A 16,306-nucleotide genomic window follows, 5' to 3' on the forward strand; every position below is an offset into this window, starting at 1 on the left:
TCAGTAGTGAAACGATGCATCGCCGATGGTAGTGTGGGGTTTCCCCATGTGAGAGTAGGTCATCGTCAAGATTAAATTCCGAAACCCCTATCTGCGCATGCAGGTAGGGGTTTTGTCTTTTCTGGCCGTTATCGTGGGGAAGCGGGCTTGCCCCGCGACCCAGATGCCTCAACCCTTCAAGCAACAAACTCCAGGCCAAAAAAACCACCCCGCAGGGTGGTCTCATCACATCGTACACCGAATCAGTCGCCGTAATACTCGCAACCACTGGTGCAGGTCTCATGAATGCGCACCTTGGACAGCTCCGGCAGCAACGGCTTGACCTGGTCCCAGATCCACTTGGCGATCACTTCACTGGTAGGATTTTCCAAGCCAGGAATGTCATTCAGGTAGTTGTGGTCCAGCTGTTCGTACAGTGGCTTGAAGATCGCCTTGATCTCGGAAAAGTCGCGAATCCAGCCAGTATGCGGGTCCAGTGGGCCGGTCAGGTGCAGGGCAACCTTGAACGAGTGACCGTGCAGACGGCCGCACTTGTGCCCTTCAGGAACGTGCGGCAGACGGTGTGCCGACTCGAAGGTGAACTCTTTGAAAATTTCCACGATGTCTCAACTCTGAAAGCCAATGCTGATGAGCAGTTTACCAGTATGGTCGTTACAGCGGTTGTAGTTGCGCGTGCAGCCTGCCGGTTTCTATCAGGTCAAGCAACTCGTCGCCCAGACGCTGGCTTTCGGACATTGCCTTGTGCCAGTAACGCTGACGGCTGCCCGCGTCACCCATGAAGCGCTTGAAGTCGTTGCGGTCTGGCAACTTGCCATAGGGCAGGCTGGCCAGGTATTGGGCCGAGGGCGCCAGCAGCAGGACATTTCGCAAGCGTTGGGCATCACCGCGCCGCCAGGGCAGGGCCTTGTCGAACCAGCCAGGGATCACCTTATCGGTGAAGTGTGGGTAGAGCACGATATCGTCGCCCTGGTACGGCAAGTCCAGATGATAGTCGAGCAGGCCGCCATCACGGTAAGTGCCCTGGCCAACGCCGGGAATATCGCGAACCCCCTCCATCACCATCGGAATTGAGCCAGAGGCGAGCAGGGCATGGTGCAGGTTGGCCACATCCAGCGGCAGGCAGCGTGAAGGAAAGTCGGTCAATGGCTGCAGTGGCGGGTTACTGCGGGCATCGTGGAGGATGATCCGCTCGAAGTGGCGGGCCAGTCGGGTGCGCCCGATCAGGTTGTCGGCGATCACTGAAGACAGGCCCATTCCCAAGCGTGCGCGATGATCATGTGCCAGCAGTCCATGGCTTTTGACCACCATGATATTAAGGCGGTAGTCAGGGCTTTCGAGGATCTGCGCGTCGCGCCCTTGCAGCAACTCATTGAGCATGCGCTGGCAACTGCGGCTGACCTCGGCCTGGCTTACGCCTTTGGCGAAGTCCTGCTCGGTGTAAAGCTGGCCGAGGCGCTGCAGGGCCTCGGCCGGGTTGGGCAGGCAGGCACTGGCGAAGCGCCAGGAGCCGATGGACGCACCGATCAGTGCCCGTTCACGAGGTGCGCTGGGCAGCCAGTGACCGAACAACGCCAGGTCCAGGCCCTGAATACCAAGGGCCTTGGGTCCGCCTGCAGCGCCCGGCAGCACACCCACATCGACAGCCTGCAATCCGCATTCGCGGATTCGCTGCAAGGCACGACTGCCGGCCTTGATGGTCAGGGCCGGGTACTTGATATGGATTGCGCTCATACGGGCCTCGCTGTCTGGAGCCGGCAATTATAAAGAACAGTGGTCCGGTTGTGGGGCGGGGGTGCGCTATCATGTCGCCAGTTGTTTTCAGCTTCAATTAAGTTCAGTTGGTTAATCTAGGCCCCGTAGAAACATTATTGATCTCAACGGAGAGACACCATGAAAACGCTGACTGCCCTGTTTGTTACCGCTGCCCTTGCCCTGAGCGCCAATGTCGCACTGGCCAAAGACATCCCAATGCATGAAGTTACCAAGCTGGTTCAGGACAAGACCATCATGTCCCTGGACGACTTGAACGCCAAAGCGCTGGCCAAGCATCCAGGGGCCACGATCAAAGAGTCCGAGCTTGAAGATGTATACGGCCGCCTTGTCTACAAGGTCGACCTGCATGATGCCCAGAACGTCGAATGGGACGTGGACCTGGACGCCAAGACCGGTGAAATCCTCAAGGACGTCCAGGACAAATAATGAGCTTTTGCATGCGAGCAGCACAGACCGTTCTCGTTGCGCTGTTGGCACTTTGTTCGCTGGCATCGGCCCGTGACCTAGATCAGGACGAAGCCCTGCAGCTGCGACAGCAGGGCGTAATCCTGTCGCTGGAGCAGTTGCTCAATGACGCCCTGGGACGCTATCCCGGGGCGAAACTGCTGGAGGCGGAGCTGGAACACAAGCACGGCCGCTATGAGTACGAAGTCGAGTTGCTGACCCCCGAAGGTGTAGTGCGCGAGATCAAGCTCGATGCATCCAATGGAGCGTTGCTCAAAGACGAGGAAGATGACTGATGCGCCTGTTACTGGTCGAAGACAACGTCCCGCTGGCTGATGAATTGACCCTGAATCTTCAACGCCAGGGCTATGCGGTCGACTGGCTGGCCGATGGCCGTGACGCGGCCTATCAGGGCAGCAGCGAACCCTATGACCTGATCATTCTCGACCTTGGTTTGCCCGGATTGCCGGGACTTGAAGTACTGGCCCAGTGGCGCGCGAGTGGCTTGGCAACGCCTGTGCTTATTTTGACCGCTCGCAGCTCCTGGGCTGAGCGCATCGAGGGTTTGAAAGCCGGCGCCGACGATTACCTGAGCAAGCCCTTTCATCCGGAAGAGCTGTTGTTGCGTGTACAGTCGTTGCTGCGTCGCGCTCGCGGCCTGGCCAATCAGCCGACCTTGGAGGCGGCCGGCCTGCAGCTGGATGAAGGACGTCAGTGCGTGACCCGCGAGGGTGTCGATATCCAGCTCACCGCCGCAGAGTTTCGCCTGTTGCGTTACTTCATGCTGCACCCACAGCAGATCCTGTCCAAGAGTCACTTGGCCGAACACCTTTACGACGGTGAGACCGAGCGTGATTCCAACGTGCTGGAAGTCCATGTCAATCACCTGCGCCGCAAGCTCGGCCGCAGCGTCATCGAAACGCGCCGCGGCCAGGGTTACCGCTATGCCGGGAGTGCGCAGTGAAGTCGATCCAGGCACGCTTGAGTCTTGGCCTGATTGCGGTACTGGTGCTGGTCGGCCTGGCGCTGGCACAGCTGAGCCTGTGGTTGTTCGAGGTGGGGTTGCAGCGCTACCTGGAGACAGGTTTGCGCAAGGAAAGCGAAAACCTGCTGATCGCGTTGGTGCGCGGGCAATCGGGCCTTGAGTTGGATGAACGGCGGCTTTCTTCGGCCTACCAGCGACCTTTCTCCGGCTATTACTTTCGCATCGATTTCGACGGTGGCAGCTGGCGTTCCCGATCACTTTGGGACCTGGACATGCCTGCACCCGCCAGCAGCGGCCTGCACACCGATCTGGAACTCGGCCCAGAGAACCAGCAGTTGCTGGTGTTGCGCAGCGATTACCGACGCTTTGGGCAGCCAATTTCAATCAGCGTCGCCCAGGACTACACCCCGGTGCGCGATCAGTTTCGCCGCATGCAGCAGATCGGCCTGGGTCTGGGTTTGGTTGCCCTGATATTGGTGCTGGTGCTGCAGCGCATCACCGTCACCCGTTCATTGCGCCCGCTTGAGCGCGTACGCGAACAGATCGCTCAGTTGCAGCAAGGCAAACGCTCGCAGCTCGATACCCAAGTGCCTAGTGAACTCGAACCCCTGGTCGCACAGATCAACCACTTGTTGGCCCACACTGAAGACAGCCTGCGCCGCTCGCGTAATGCCCTGGGTAACCTCGGGCACGCGCTGAAGACGCCATTGGCGGTGTTGCTGAGCCTGGCATCCAGCGAACAGCTGAAGGACGCGCCGCAGGTACGCGTACAACTGCGCGAGCAACTGCAACAGATCCAGCAGCGGCTGAGTCGTGAGCTCAATCGCGCCCGACTGGCTGGCGATGCCTTGCCGGGTGCGCAATTTGACTGTGATGCCGAGCTACCCGGGTTGCTTTCGACCCTGGGCATGATCCACGGCGAAGGCTTGGAGCTCAGTCAGCGTGTGCCATCCGGACTTTTGTTGCCCTGGGACCGTGAAGACCTGCTCGAACTGCTCGGCAACCTGCTGGACAACGCCTGCAAATGGGCTGACAGCGAAGTGCAGCTGAGTATTGAAGAACAATCCGAACGCTATCTGCTGGTCATTGACGACGATGGGCCGGGCATTCCGGCGTCTGATCGCCAGCAAGTCCTCGAACGCGGTACCCGGCTGGACGAACAGGTCGATGGCCATGGCCTGGGATTGGGCATCGTGCGTGACATTGTCGAGGTCTGGGGTGGGCATATGACGCTACAGGACAGCCCCCTGGGCGGGTTGCGGGTCAGTATCGAGTTGCCGCGCAGGGCTTAACACTGTCCACGAAAATTGGCCATTACGATCTCTTTTTGGCCAACCATACACTGTGATCCGGTAAACCCCTCAGCAAGAATCAGAAGGTCAAACTTGGGGGAATAATCCATGGCCACACTGAAACGTATGCTTGCTGTCAGCGCAGGGGCACTGACGCTGTTGGCCGGCGCCGTGCATGCTGAAGTGCGAGAGTTGAGGGTATATAACTGGGCGGACTATATGTTGCCATCCGTGCCCAAGGATTTCGCCACGCAATCGGGCATCAAAGTAACCTGGGACACCTTCGACACCAACGAATCCCTGGAAGCCAAATTGCTGACCGGCAACTCGGGATACGATCTGGTAGTGCCCTCGAACCAGTTTCTCGATACCCAGATCAAGGCGGGGGTCTTTCAGAAACTGGACAAGAGCAAGTTGTCCAACTGGCGTCATCAGGACCCGGTACTGCTCAAGCTGCTCGACCGCAACGACCCGGGCAACCAGTACGGCGTGCCCTATATGTACGGCACGGTGTTGATCGGCTTTAACCCGGCCAAGGTCAAGGCCGCGCTGGGCGAACAGGCGCCGGTGGACAGCTGGGACCTGGTGTTCAAACCCGAAAACATGGAGAAACTCAAGTCCTGCGGTGTGGCCATGCTCGACACACCTTCGGAAATTCTGCCCATTGCCTTGCACTACCTTGGCCTGGATCCGAACAGCCAGAACCCCGATGACTACGAAAAAGCCAAGGCTCTGATGTTGAAGATTCGCCCCTACGTCACGTACTTCAACTCCGCCAAATACATGACCGACATCGCCAACGGTGATATCTGTGTCGCCATCGGCTACTCCGGCAGCTTTTACCAGTTTGGCAACCGCGCCAAGGAGGCAGGCAATGGCGTGGTTGTAGACTGGCGATTGCCTAAAGAGGGGGCGCCCATCTGGTTTGATACCTTTGCGATTCCGAAAAGCGCGAAGAATGTCGACGAGGCCCATGCGTTTCTCAACAACCTGATGGACCCGAAAGTCATCGCCCCGATCAGTGATTTTCTCGGCTATCCCAACGCCAACAAAGACTCGCTAGCGCTGATCAACCCCGAAATCACCGGTAACCCGAACCTGACCCCGACCCCCGAAGCCCTGGCAAAGCTTTATGTGGTGCAACCCCTGCCGCAGAAACTGGAGCGCGTACGGACCCGCGTCTGGACCAGCATCAAGTCGGATAAGTAACCTTTACGGTGTGCGGCGCATAGGGACCGCGCCGCCGTTTCAGCATTCAGGCTCAAGCCAGGGGCAGGCTCAGCATTACAGGTAGCGTCAGTGCCGCCAGCAAGGTCTGCAAGGCAATGATGTTGGCCATCAGCGGTGCATTACCACCCATTTGCCGGGCCATCACATACGAGGACGAAGCGGTCGGCAGGGCCTGGAACAGGATGGCGACAATTGCCGCCTGGCCGTTGAGTCCGATTATTCGACAGACCCCATAGGTCGTCAGTGGCAGCACCACGAACTTGAATATCGAGGCTGCCAGCAGCGGACGTGGGCCAAGTCCCCGGGCGCTGCTACCCAGCGCTGCGCCGACGCACAGCAGGCCCAACGGCAAGGCTGCCTGACCGAGCGCCTTGAGGGTTGGTTCGATGCCCGCTGGCAGCCCCATCCCGGTCACCCGCAGGGCTATACCGGCGGCACAGCCGATGATCAGCGGGTTGCTGCAGATCGCCCTGATCACTGCGCTGGCCGAACTGCGCGTGCCGCTGTAGCGGGCAAAGACCATGACGCACAACACATTCACTGCGGGTACGATGGCGGCATTGGCCACGGCAGCCAGGGCGATACCCCCGGTGCCATAAATTCCGGCGGCCAGCGTCGCCCCAATGTAGTTGTTGAAGCGCACACTGCCTTGAAATACCGAGGTGAAACTGGCGCCGTCACTGGTGATTGCGCCCTTGCACAGCACCAGCAAGGTGGCACCAATCAGGGTCGAGAGCAGCAGGGTAGTCACCATGTCGAACACTGGCAGGCCTGTAAGGTCAGCGGTGGCCAGGCCATGCATGAATAGCGCCGGTAGCAACACGAAGTAGCTCAGGCGTTCGGCTGCAGGCCAAAAGCTCTCGCCAAGAAAGCCACGGACCCGCAGCCAGCGGCCCAGCGCAATCAGCAAGGCAATGGGGACAATGGTGGCGAGGATCAAGTTCAGCATCAGATGTTATCCGTTTCAGTCCGCTCTCCCAGATAGGAGTCGACATCAGGCTAGCCTGTGGCACTGAAAGAAAAAAACGCTGATTTCTCAATCAACTGTTGAGGAAAACTTCACGGTTGGCCCAGCGCGCCTTTCAGCACTGCGGTCAGGTGTCGGCGACGGCTGCTGGCATGCTCGAGCAGGCCGACATAGCGTATGCGCTGCGGTTCGCCGAAGGGCAGCAAGGTCACGGCGGGCAGGCGCTGCAAGTCTTCATCGGCCAGGGGTACGATGGCCACACCCAAGCCCATCGAAGCCATGTGGGTGAGGGCTTGTTGGCTGTCCAGTTCCATCTGCTCGCTTACGGGCAACTGCTGTTTGCGCAGCTCCTGCTCGATGATGCGCCCGGCCCAGGCGCGTTTGTCAAAACGCAGGAATGGCTGGCTAGCGAGCAGTTCCCGTAGGCTGGCACCGGCAAAGGTTGGACCGGCAACGGCCCAGAAGCGGTTTTGGTAGAGCGGGGTGAAGTCCAGGTTGGCCGGGTAGGGCGGCACAGGTTCGGTGGTGATGGCGGCATCCAGGTCACCGTCTTCGACGCGTCGGGCGAGCTCGGCGGACATCCCCGAGAGCACGCTGATATGCAGATGTGGATGTTCTGCCTTGATCCGCACCAGCGCCGCGGGCAGGCGCCCGGCCAGGGCGGTCTGGATGGCGCCGATTTTCAACCGGCCACGCAGGCCCGGGCCACTAACCAGTGCGTCAGCCATCTCGTCATACGCTGCGAGGATTCCTTCGGCCCGCTCGACCGCCAGATGCCCGGCTTCGGTCAGGCTGACCTGGCGCCGACTACGGTCGAACAGGTTGACCTGCAGCTCCTCCTCCAGGCTGCGGATATGCAGGCTGACCGCCGAGGGTGTCAGGCTCAGGACATCGGCTGCCCGGGCAAAGGTGCCATGGCGAGCGATGGTGACCAGGGTGCGCAGGGCTTTGAGCGACAAACTCGGGCTCCGATTGTGGAAGGATGGGCGTTCATCATGGCGTCGATCAACGTTGATTGAAAGCGCCAGGCTTCGGTTGTCCATAGGCCTGGGTAATCCGGTCGATCACCATGGCCAGGGCGACTATCGCCAACCCGGCCTCTACGCCCTTGCCGACATTCAATGTCTGAATCCCCGCCAGTACATCTTCCCCAAGGCCCCGTGCGCCGATCATCGAAGCGACCACTACCATCGACAAGGCCATCATCACCGACTGGTTGAGGCCTGCCATGATGCTCGGCATGGCAAGCGGCAGCATGACTCGCCGCAGGCGCTGCCAGCGCCCGGCACCCAGCCCTTGGGCGGCCTGGGTCAGGGAGGGATCGATCTGTGACAGGCCCAGCTCGGTCAGGCGGATCAGCGGAGGCAGGGCGTAGATCAAGGTGGCGAAAATTGCCGGGACCTTACCCAGGCCAAACAGCATCAGCACCGGAATCAGGTAGACGAAGCTGGGCAGCGTCTGCATGACGTCGAGTACCGGCATCATCAACTGGCGTGCCCGCGGGCGGCTGGCCAGCAATACGCCGATGGGTACGCCAATCAGGATGCACAGACCGGTGCTCACCAGCACCAGGGCGCACGTTTGCAGGAGTTTGTCCCAAAGGCCGATCACGCCAATAAAAAACAGCAAGCTCGTCAGTGCCAACGCACGAATGAGGTTGCGACTGGCATGCCAAGCGAGCAGTGCGACAACTAGCAGCAATAACCACCAAGGTGTTGCGCGTAACAGGTTTTCCAGACCGACCAGCAATTGCAAAAGGCCGTCGGAGACGCTGCGCAACTGGTCGCCATAGGCCAGAACCAGCCAATCGACGAAGCGGTTGACACTGTCGGCGAAGGAGAAGTGTAGGGTTTCTGGAAAGCCTCCACTCACAAGCCTGCCTCGACGCGCTTGGCGACGTCGGCGGGCAGCCAGGCTTTCCAGATGGCCGGCTGATCACGCATGAACTTCAACGCGGCATCCTTGGGGGACTCGCGTTTTTCGCTCATTTGCGCCAAGGCTTTGTTCAAGGTATCGATGGGCAGGTCGACCTTGGCGAAGAACTCGACCAGTTGTGGGTAGTCTTTGCGAAAAGGCGCGGAGATACCAATCGAAAGTTTCGCCGGCAGAGATCGAGTGCCTTGAGGGCTAGGGTTGCTGGCATCGGTCAGCGTCTTCCAGGCCTGTTCGTTGAACGCTGGCTCCTCCAGGCGTACCAGCGAGAAACGCCCCATCAGTGGTGTCGGCGACCAGTAGTAGAACAGTACCGGCTTGCCGCGGCGGATTGCCGAAGTGATTTCGGCATCGAGGGCGGCACCGGAGCCGCTGCGAAAGTTCACGTAGTCGTTGTCCAGGCCATAGGCCTTGAGTTTTTGACTGTTGACGGTCTCTGAGGTCCAGCCGCTGGGGCTGTTGAGGAAACGGCCCTTATCAGGTGTCTCCGGGTCTTTGAAGACTGCTTTGTACTGCTTGAGGTCATCCACCGAGTGCAACCCCGGGGCCAGGGGCTTGATATTGCGAGCAGGATCTCCCTTGATCACGTATTCAGGTACATACCAACCTTCATCGGCGTTTTTTACCGTGTCACCGATAGCGAACACCTGACCGGCCTGTTCGGCCTTGATCCAGGCCGGGCTACGACCTGCCCACTCTTCGGCGATCACCTGGATGTCGTTGCGCGCCAGGGCCACTTCCATGCTGACCGTGCTGCCGGGGAGGGTATCGGTGGCATAGCCGTAACCCTTCTCGACGATCAGGCGCAGGATCTCGGTGGTCAGGCTGCCGCTTTCCCAGGTGATGTCGCCGAAGTGGATGGGGGTGGCTGGTCCGCTGGCTGCCGTGGCGGTGGAGCTGGCCAGGCCCAGGGCGAGCAGCAGGCCGACCAGCAGCGTTGGAATTTTTTTCATCGGGGCCTCGTCGGTGTGCCGGTCCTTGGGTTCGGGCAAGTGTAGACGACGTGGTTCGAGCTGTTCCGGCTGGGACCGGGCAACGGGAAAGCTTCGGCCTGTGTTACCGGCGTGCCGACTGAAGAAGATAGGGGCGAAAGTGCGCCATGGGGGCGTTTGATGCCGCACAAGGAAGGTTGCCGATGAGTATCGATGTAGGCCCTGAGGGACCACGGTTGTCCGGTGACCTTGAGGTCCGAACAGGTGCCAGGCACCTACCGCATCACACCTCGGATCACATTGACCGACAAGGAGATCATCGCCAGAGATCTTCACGCGTGGTTATGGCGTCGATCTTTCGCAGTGGTGGTGAGGCGCTGGTCTTGCTGAACCGCATCCTGGGGGCGGCAAGTTCCATTCTGAGCGGGATGAGTTGTGAGGTGCCACCCCACCAGTGCCAGTGTGTCCGTGGAGCCTGTTAAGGGCTCCACGGGCAAAACTGTCAGACGCGGAACTGGTCCATCAGCCCCTGCTGCTGGTTGGCCAGGCTGTTGAGCGACTGGCTGACCCGGGCTGATTCGTTGGCCTGGCCGGAGAGCGACTCGGTTACGTCGCGGATGGTCGCCACGTTGCTGTTGATCTCCTCGGCCACGGCGCTTTGCTCTTCGGCGGCGCTGGCGATCTGCAGGTTCATGTCGCTGATCACGGTGACCGCATCGCCGATCTGCTGCAAGGCGGTGACCGCCTGGCTGACCTGTTCGACACTGCCCTGCGCCTGGCGATGGCTACTGTCCATGGCGCCGACTACTTCGCGGGTACCGGCCTGCAGCTCTTCGATGACTTGGCGCGTTTCTTCCACCGATTCCTGGGTGCGGCGGGCCAGGTTGCGCACTTCATCGGCGACCACAGCGAATCCGCGGCCAGCTTCACCGGCACGAGCGGCTTCGATGGCAGCGTTGAGGGCCAGCAGGTTGGTCTGTTCGGCGATGGAGCGGATGACTTCCAGCACCGAGCCGATCTTCTCGCTGTTGTCGGCCAGGCCTTCGACCTGAGCCATGGCGGTGCTCATGTCCGCTGCCAGGGTATCAATGCTGGTGGTGGTGCGGTCGATAACCGCCAGGCCCTGACGGGTGGCCTGGTCGGCGTCGCGGGCCGCCTGGGCGGCTTGCGCGGCGCTGCGGGCAACGTCTTGAGCGGTGGCGCTCATCTCATGGGATGCCGTGGCGACCTGATCGACCTGGCGGTACTGCTGCTCCATGCCGGCGCTGGTCTGGCTGGCAATCGCCGAGGACTGGTCGGCAGTGTCGCGGGCCGCCTGGACCGAGCGTTTGACCTCGGCAATGGTCGGCTGCAGCTTGTCCAGGAAGCGGTTGAACCAGCCAGCCAGCTCGCCGAGTTCGTCGCGTTTGTCGTAGTGCAGGCGACGGGTAAGGTCGCCTTCGCCGCTGGCGATGTCCTTGAGCATGGCGGCGACACCGAGGATCGGTCGGGTCACGCCGCGGGCCATCAGCCAGATCAGCAGCAAGCCAACGATGGCCGCAAGTCCGCCCAGGCCCAGCTCAATAAGGGTGCCGCTGGTGTTGCTGCGGTCAAGCTCCTGCTTGAGGGCCTCGGCCGGACCGGTCAGGGCGCTCTGCGGAACGTCGAGCAGCACGCCCCAGGCCTTGCCGCCTGGGATCGGGGCAAAGGAGGCTAGCACTTTCAGGCGCTGTTCATGGTGGATGCTGTGCAGTGGTGTGTTGTCGGCCAGCAGGCCGATCAGTTCGGCGCCTTTCTCGGGTTCGACTTGGTCAAGGCGCTGGGCCAGTTTGCCGGCGTCCGGGCTATGGCCGGCCAACAGGCCCACGGGGCTGAGGATGCTCACCTGGGTTTGGCCCTGGTAGAGGTTGCGGCTGGCTTGCTGGCTAAGGGCCTGCAGGCTGTTGAGGTTGATGTCGATGGACAGGGTGGCGACCACCTTGTCGGCGACCATCAGCGGGAACACGATGCTGGTCATCAGCACCCGCTGGCCGTCGATCTCATAGAAGTAGGGTTCGATCACGCAGGTCTTGCGTGTGGTGCGTGGGCACACCGACCAGGTGTTGGCCGGTTCGCCGCTGGGACCGATGCTGGTATCGGCCATGTCTTTTTCCGGCAGGGCCATGGAGGTCAGTTGGCCGGGGGTCGGTTGCGACCAGTACAACGCAAAGCGGCCTTTTTCGTTGCTGCCCAGTTGTTCCTGGTTGACGAACAGTTCGTCCTTGTTGTCCAGCGCGTTGGGCTCGAACACCAGCGAAAGGCCGAGCAGGTCGGGGTTGGCCTGTAAGGCGGCACGCACCTGGCGGGTCAGGTCTTCGCGCAGGTCGAAGGCATCGAGAAAGCGCTTTTCGGCCTGCTCACGCAGGAACAGGACCTGGCGGGCGAAACCTGCGCCGTACTGGTAGGCATCCATGAACTGGCGCCGGATGTTCAAGGCCTGGACTTCGCCCTGGGATTCGATACGTCCCTGGGCCGCTTCGGTGAGCATCTGCATGCTGCTGGCTTTGACCAGCTCCGTGCTTTGCTCCATGCGGTACAACGAAAGGCCCACCAGCAGGGTAACGATGCTGGCCAGGCACAAACCGGCCAGCAGGGTGATTTTCCACTGAATGGAAAGTTGTCTGAACGACATGGCGAAGTCCTTTGATCCAAAAAGATTGAGGCTGCCGACGTTATCGGCGGACTCGCCGTTTTCTTTATTCAAACGATCAATTTAAATGCGTCGTTTTCGTTCATTCCTACGACACGCATAGCCCTGTGAACTTTGACAAGCGCGAGGGCCTGCTTCAGAGTGTGCGCCCTCCATAAAAATACCCGTCGTTCGGCCACTGCTCCCGGGCAGTTTGTCGCCGAATCGGTCGCTTTTTGTCTGGTTTCTAGAGGTCACAGGAATGAATGCAGTAATTGCCGCGGTCGGCATCATGCTGATATTGAGTCTGTCCCGCGTGCATGTGGTGATCGCCCTGATCGTCGGCGCGCTGGCTGGCGGGCTGGTGGGCGGCCTGGGAATCGAAGGCACGCTCAAGGCGTTCAACGGTGGGTTGGGCGGTGGTGCTACGGTTGCCTTGTCCTATGCCTTGCTCGGCGCCTTCGCCGTGGCGATTGCCAAGTCCGGCATGGCCCATGCCCTGGCCGATCGTGCCCTGGCGATGGTTGGCCAGCAGGGGCATGCCGACGGCGACAAGGTCAAATGGCTGCTGATCGGCTTGCTGTTGGTGGTGGCGATTTCCTCGCAGAACATCCTGCCGATCCACATCGCTTTCATTCCGCTGCTGGTGCCGCCGCTGCTCTACGTACTGACCAAGCTGCAGATCGACCGGCGCCTGGTGGCCTGCGTGATGACATTTGGTTTGATCACGCCTTATATCTTTCTGCCGGTGGGCTTTGGCAACATCTTCCTCAATGAGATCCTGCTGGCCAACGTCAGCCGTAGCGGGGTGGATGTCAGTGCTGTCAACGTCACTCACGCCATGGCCATTCCGGCCGCGGGTATGCTCTTCGGTCTGCTCCTGGCGGTGTTTTTCAGTTACCGCAAAAAGCGTGTTTATGACCTGGAAAAAATCGAGCAGGTCGAGCAAGTGGCGGTGCGCTACAACCCGCTGACCCTGCTGGTTGCCGGAGTTGCCATTGGCGCGGCGTTCATCATTCAGCTGTGGCTGGATTCGATGATCATCGGCGCCATGGTCGGCTTTCTGATTTTCTCGGTGTCGGGCATCGTGCGCTGGAAGGACACCGACGACCTGTTTACCGAAGGCATGAAGATGATGGCCATGATCGGTTTTATCATGATTGCCGCCTCCGGCTTTGCCGAGGTCTTGAAGGCTACCGGCGAGATCAAGAGCCTGGTCGAGACGTCGGCGGTCTGGATCGACCACAGCAAGGGTGTCGGCGCACTACTGATGTTGCTGGTAGGCCTGCTGGTAACCATGGGCATCGGCTCGTCGTTTTCCACCGTGCCGATTCTTGCCGCGATTTTCGTGCCGCTGTGCGTGCAACTGGGCTTCGATCCGGTTGCCACTGTATGCATCGTCGGTACCGCTGGCGCACTGGGGGATGCCGGTTCACCGGCCTCGGATTCGACCCTGGGTCCGACCTCAGGACTGAACGTAGATGGCCAGCATCATCACATCTGGGACACTGTGGTGCCGACCTTCATTCACTACAACCTGCCATTACTGGCGTTCGGCTGGCTGGCGGCAATGATGCTGTAGAACGCAGGAAAGCGGGGCTGAGCGTAGGCTCAGCCCCGTGCAGGCGGTGGCGAGATGCGGTTGAGGAGCATATTGCCGTCTTTGGTGCGAGTCAGGTAAACCGGCAACACCTTGGGCAGATTGCTGACCAGTCGCTTGATCTGACGGGTGTCGTAGATACCACTGATACGAATGCCACCGGTGCTTTCGTCAGCCAGCAGCAGTGGCTGGTCCAGGTAGCGGTTGATCTGCGGTAGGGCCTGGGCCAGGCTCAGGTTGTCGAGGATCAGTTTGCCATTGCGCCAGGCCAGGCTGGTGTCGTGGGCGTAGGTCTGGTTCAGGCGTGGTTCGTAGTCGCCGGCCTGGTAGCTTGCCTGCATACCTGGGCCCAGGCGATAGCCGGCATCGGCGTCGCCCGAGTCGCTGCTGACCAACACCGAACCCTCGACCAGGGTCACCTTGACCTGATCTTCATACTTCCACACGTTGAACTGGGTGCCAGTGACCCGGGTCTGGCCCTGGGCGGCATGGACCACGAACGGATGCTGATTGTCGTGCTGGACCTTGAAGAAGGCTTCGCCTTTGACCAGGGTGACCCGGCGTTCGTCCTTGTAGTTGCTGAAGCGCAACTCAGTTCCCAGGTTCAGCTCGATCTGGCTACCGTCGCTGAGCACTACATGGCGGATAGCGCTGCCGCTTTCCAGGTGCTGGTAGTGGTTGGGCAACCAGCCTTGCTCCCAGCCGATCCAGGCGCCTGCCGGCAGGGCCAGCAGAGCAATGGCGGCGGCCGAGGCATAGTGGCGCCAGGCGTTTCGACGCCGTTGGGGAAGGCTGATGACCTTGCCGGGTGTGGCGCTGCGTGGCAGATGATCGGCGGTCTGCCAGATATCCTGCATGGCCTGGTATTCCTGGGCATGCAGAGGATCGGCGGCCAGCCATTGCTCAAATGCCTGGCGTTCGGCTGTCGTGCAGTCTTCAGCGTGCAAACGCAGGCACCAGTGCGCGGCGGCATCAGTGATGGCATCGTATTCGTCGGCGCTGCGGCTGGTGTGGTTCATCGAGACTCCCGGTTTTGCCTATTCTACCCTTGCAGCGTAGGCGGCGAGAACCCGAGATAATGGCGAATGACTATCAGTTGTAAGATTTTTAACCGTGAAAAACCCTGTAAAAGCACTGAATTCGCAGCTATACCCCGCCTGATGACGGGGTAAGCAGTGCAACCGCAGCCGACTGCCGGTCACGGTTCGTCCTCTGGAGGCGGTTCAGCCGGCGCTCGACAGCCTGACGTCGCGTGAGCGCGATGGTTCAAGAGCGTCGGCCGAGCAACAGCCCCACCAGCAACCCGAATCCCGCTGAAATCGCCATCGTCTGCCACGGATGGCCACCTATGTAGTCCTGAGTGGCGTCGACCATCGGCTGTGCCTTGCTGCGCACGCTAGCGATCGCTTCGCGAGCCTGTTTGAGCTTGAGTCCGACCTGAGCCCGCAGGGTTTCGGCGTCTTCGCCAACCAGTGCAGCGCTGTTGCGCAGCAGTTTTTCCGATTCTTCGATCAAGGCCTGCAGTTCGCTGAACACCTGATCCTTGATTTGCTCGGCATCGGCTTGCACGGTGGTTTTCCTGGCCATGGACACTTCCTCGTCAATTGATGGGCATTGAACAGTGGATACCGACGGGCGCGGAAAGTTGCAGCGGTTTGCCGGGCCCTTGCGGCTACAGTGTAAGATAGCGCCTATTTTCCAGCGGCAGGACACCCCTCATGAGTTTCAATCTGGCCAACAAGAGCTTCGCCGAACGGGCGCAGATCGAGGACGAGAAAGCGCGACTGTTCGAGCTCTGGCAGACTAACCTGGGCAAGGCCAAGGGCGAAGCCGCCCGGCTGATCGCCGAAAAGCCCCGGCGCAAGGGCAAGTGGGCGGAATGGGTACGCGCCGAACTGGACGGTATGTCGCCGCCCGAATTCGCCAACATGGTGCGCAGTGAAGTCAACAAGCTGATGGCCGCAGCCAAGTAAAGCCATTGCTTCTACCAGGGGGCGCTGGCCGGTTGTGGCAGGTTGAGGCGACCGCTGTCGCTGAAGCGCCGGGTGCCGAACACGCCGCCGGCCAGTTTTCCGCGCACCACGTAGGGCATGCCGTCGAGGCTCTGTACTTGGCTCAGGCCGACAGCCTGGCGCAGCACTGAGAAGGCGGTGATGCTTACCGGCACCACCAGTACGCTTTCGGCAAAGCGGCCAATACTACCGCTTTGATCACTCACTCCCGCCGCCAATGGTTGGCCATTGACCTCAAGGTTCAAGGCAATGCCGTTGTAGTCGATCGGCGTTTCATTGGGGTTCTGCACGCGAATCTTGACCGCCATGCGCAGCTCCAGGTCCTGGCCGGGCAGCGGATCAATGCCGATCACGCTGATGGTCACCGGATCACGTGCCTGAAACAGGGCGCAGGCGCTCAGGCCCAGAAGCATCGCCAGCGTCAGGCTCAGGCGCAACAGGTGGCGGTAACCACGGATCATGAGTGCAGCTCCATAGGCAGGCAATGAGGTC

General features: G+C 60.5%; 17 protein-coding genes. 7 read left to right on the forward strand and 10 right to left on the reverse strand.

Going from position 1 to position 16,306, the window contains the following annotated elements:
- Positions 1–242: 242 nt before the first annotated feature.
- Together queD and ACRESH_RS19335 are read right to left on the reverse strand one after the other, a co-directional pair.
- The gene (gene queD / locus ACRESH_RS19330; protein WP_010226613.1) at positions 243–599 is read right to left on the reverse strand and encodes a 6-carboxytetrahydropterin synthase QueD; all 357 of its coding nucleotides are present in this window, start codon (positions 597–599) and stop codon (positions 243–245) included.
- Between the two features lie 52 nt (positions 600–651).
- On the reverse strand, positions 652–1,731 hold the full coding sequence (locus ACRESH_RS19335) for a patatin-like phospholipase family protein (RefSeq protein ID WP_431743481.1): 1,080 nt from the start codon (positions 1,729–1,731) through the stop codon (positions 652–654).
- A 159-nt stretch (positions 1,732–1,890) separates the two neighbouring features.
- Here ACRESH_RS19335 and ACRESH_RS19340 point away from each other — a divergent pair, with 159 nt between their 5' ends.
- The 5 genes from ACRESH_RS19340 to ACRESH_RS19360 all read left to right on the forward strand — a co-directional run bounded on the left by ACRESH_RS19340 (position 1,891) and on the right by ACRESH_RS19360 (position 5,703).
- The gene (locus tag ACRESH_RS19340; protein WP_431743482.1) at positions 1,891–2,199 is read left to right on the forward strand and encodes a PepSY domain-containing protein; all 309 of its coding nucleotides are present in this window, start codon (positions 1,891–1,893) and stop codon (positions 2,197–2,199) included.
- Positions 2,199–2,513, forward strand: coding sequence for a PepSY domain-containing protein (locus tag ACRESH_RS19345; protein ID WP_431743483.1), 315 nt, complete (start codon positions 2,199–2,201; stop codon positions 2,511–2,513). The genes ACRESH_RS19340 and ACRESH_RS19345 overlap by 1 nt, the downstream gene beginning before the upstream one ends.
- Positions 2,513–3,181: a response regulator transcription factor gene (locus ACRESH_RS19350; RefSeq protein WP_431743484.1), complete on the forward strand. Its 669-nt coding sequence runs from the start codon at positions 2,513–2,515 to the stop codon at positions 3,179–3,181. The genes ACRESH_RS19345 and ACRESH_RS19350 overlap by 1 nt, the downstream gene beginning before the upstream one ends.
- Positions 3,178–4,494, forward strand: coding sequence for a sensor histidine kinase (locus ACRESH_RS19355; RefSeq protein WP_431743485.1), 1,317 nt, complete (start codon positions 3,178–3,180; stop codon positions 4,492–4,494). The genes ACRESH_RS19350 and ACRESH_RS19355 overlap by 4 nt, the downstream gene beginning before the upstream one ends.
- A gap of 108 nt (positions 4,495–4,602) precedes the next feature.
- The gene (locus ACRESH_RS19360) at positions 4,603–5,703 is read left to right on the forward strand and encodes a polyamine ABC transporter substrate-binding protein (protein ID WP_431743486.1); all 1,101 of its coding nucleotides are present in this window, start codon (positions 4,603–4,605) and stop codon (positions 5,701–5,703) included.
- Positions 5,704–5,755: 52 nt separating this feature from the next.
- On the opposite strand, the gene ACRESH_RS19365 is transcribed toward ACRESH_RS19360, so the two are convergent.
- The 5 genes from ACRESH_RS19365 to ACRESH_RS19385 all read right to left on the reverse strand — a co-directional run bounded on the left by ACRESH_RS19365 (position 5,756) and on the right by ACRESH_RS19385 (position 12,205).
- Positions 5,756–6,673, reverse strand: a complete 918-nt coding sequence (locus ACRESH_RS19365; protein ID WP_431743487.1) for an AEC family transporter — start codon at positions 6,671–6,673, stop codon at positions 5,756–5,758.
- Positions 6,674–6,783: 110 nt separating this feature from the next.
- Positions 6,784–7,650 (reverse strand): LysR family transcriptional regulator, encoded by an 867-nt coding sequence (locus tag ACRESH_RS19370; protein WP_431743514.1) that lies wholly within the window; start codon positions 7,648–7,650, stop codon positions 6,784–6,786.
- A 46-nt stretch (positions 7,651–7,696) separates the two neighbouring features.
- Complete coding sequence (locus ACRESH_RS19375; RefSeq protein WP_431743488.1) at positions 7,697–8,563, reverse strand: ABC transporter permease; 867 nt, start codon at positions 8,561–8,563, stop codon at positions 7,697–7,699.
- Positions 8,560–9,576, reverse strand: a complete 1,017-nt coding sequence (locus ACRESH_RS19380; RefSeq protein WP_431743489.1) for an ABC transporter substrate-binding protein — start codon at positions 9,574–9,576, stop codon at positions 8,560–8,562. Before ACRESH_RS19380 ends, ACRESH_RS19375 begins: the two co-directional genes overlap by 4 nt.
- Positions 9,577–10,057: 481 nt before the next feature.
- A complete protein-coding gene (locus tag ACRESH_RS19385) occupies positions 10,058–12,205 on the reverse strand; it encodes a methyl-accepting chemotaxis protein (RefSeq protein WP_431743490.1) in 2,148 nt (715 codons plus the stop codon).
- 259 nt (positions 12,206–12,464) lie between these two features.
- Between ACRESH_RS19385 and ACRESH_RS19390 the strand changes: the two genes are divergently transcribed.
- Positions 12,465–13,784: a Na+/H+ antiporter family protein gene (locus ACRESH_RS19390; RefSeq protein WP_431743491.1), complete on the forward strand. Its 1,320-nt coding sequence runs from the start codon at positions 12,465–12,467 to the stop codon at positions 13,782–13,784.
- 29 nt (positions 13,785–13,813) lie between these two features.
- On the opposite strand, the gene ACRESH_RS19395 is transcribed toward ACRESH_RS19390, so the two are convergent.
- A complete protein-coding gene (locus ACRESH_RS19395) occupies positions 13,814–14,821 on the reverse strand; it encodes a FecR family protein (RefSeq protein ID WP_431743492.1) in 1,008 nt (335 codons plus the stop codon).
- Positions 14,822–15,068: 247 nt separating this feature from the next.
- On the reverse strand, positions 15,069–15,389 hold the full coding sequence (locus tag ACRESH_RS19400) for a DUF883 family protein (RefSeq protein WP_431743493.1): 321 nt from the start codon (positions 15,387–15,389) through the stop codon (positions 15,069–15,071).
- 131 nt (positions 15,390–15,520) lie between these two features.
- Between ACRESH_RS19400 and ACRESH_RS19405 the strand changes: the two genes are divergently transcribed.
- Complete coding sequence (locus ACRESH_RS19405) at positions 15,521–15,775, forward strand: hypothetical protein (RefSeq protein ID WP_128326314.1); 255 nt, start codon at positions 15,521–15,523, stop codon at positions 15,773–15,775.
- A gap of 11 nt (positions 15,776–15,786) precedes the next feature.
- On the opposite strand, the gene ACRESH_RS19410 is transcribed toward ACRESH_RS19405, so the two are convergent.
- Positions 15,787–16,275 (reverse strand): LEA type 2 family protein, encoded by a 489-nt coding sequence (locus ACRESH_RS19410; RefSeq protein ID WP_431743494.1) that lies wholly within the window; start codon positions 16,273–16,275, stop codon positions 15,787–15,789.
- Positions 16,276–16,306: the final 31 nt, after the last annotated feature.

It is taken from the genome of Pseudomonas sp. (genome assembly GCF_050739775.1).
Lineage (GTDB): Bacteria > Pseudomonadota > Gammaproteobacteria > Pseudomonadales > Pseudomonadaceae > Aquipseudomonas.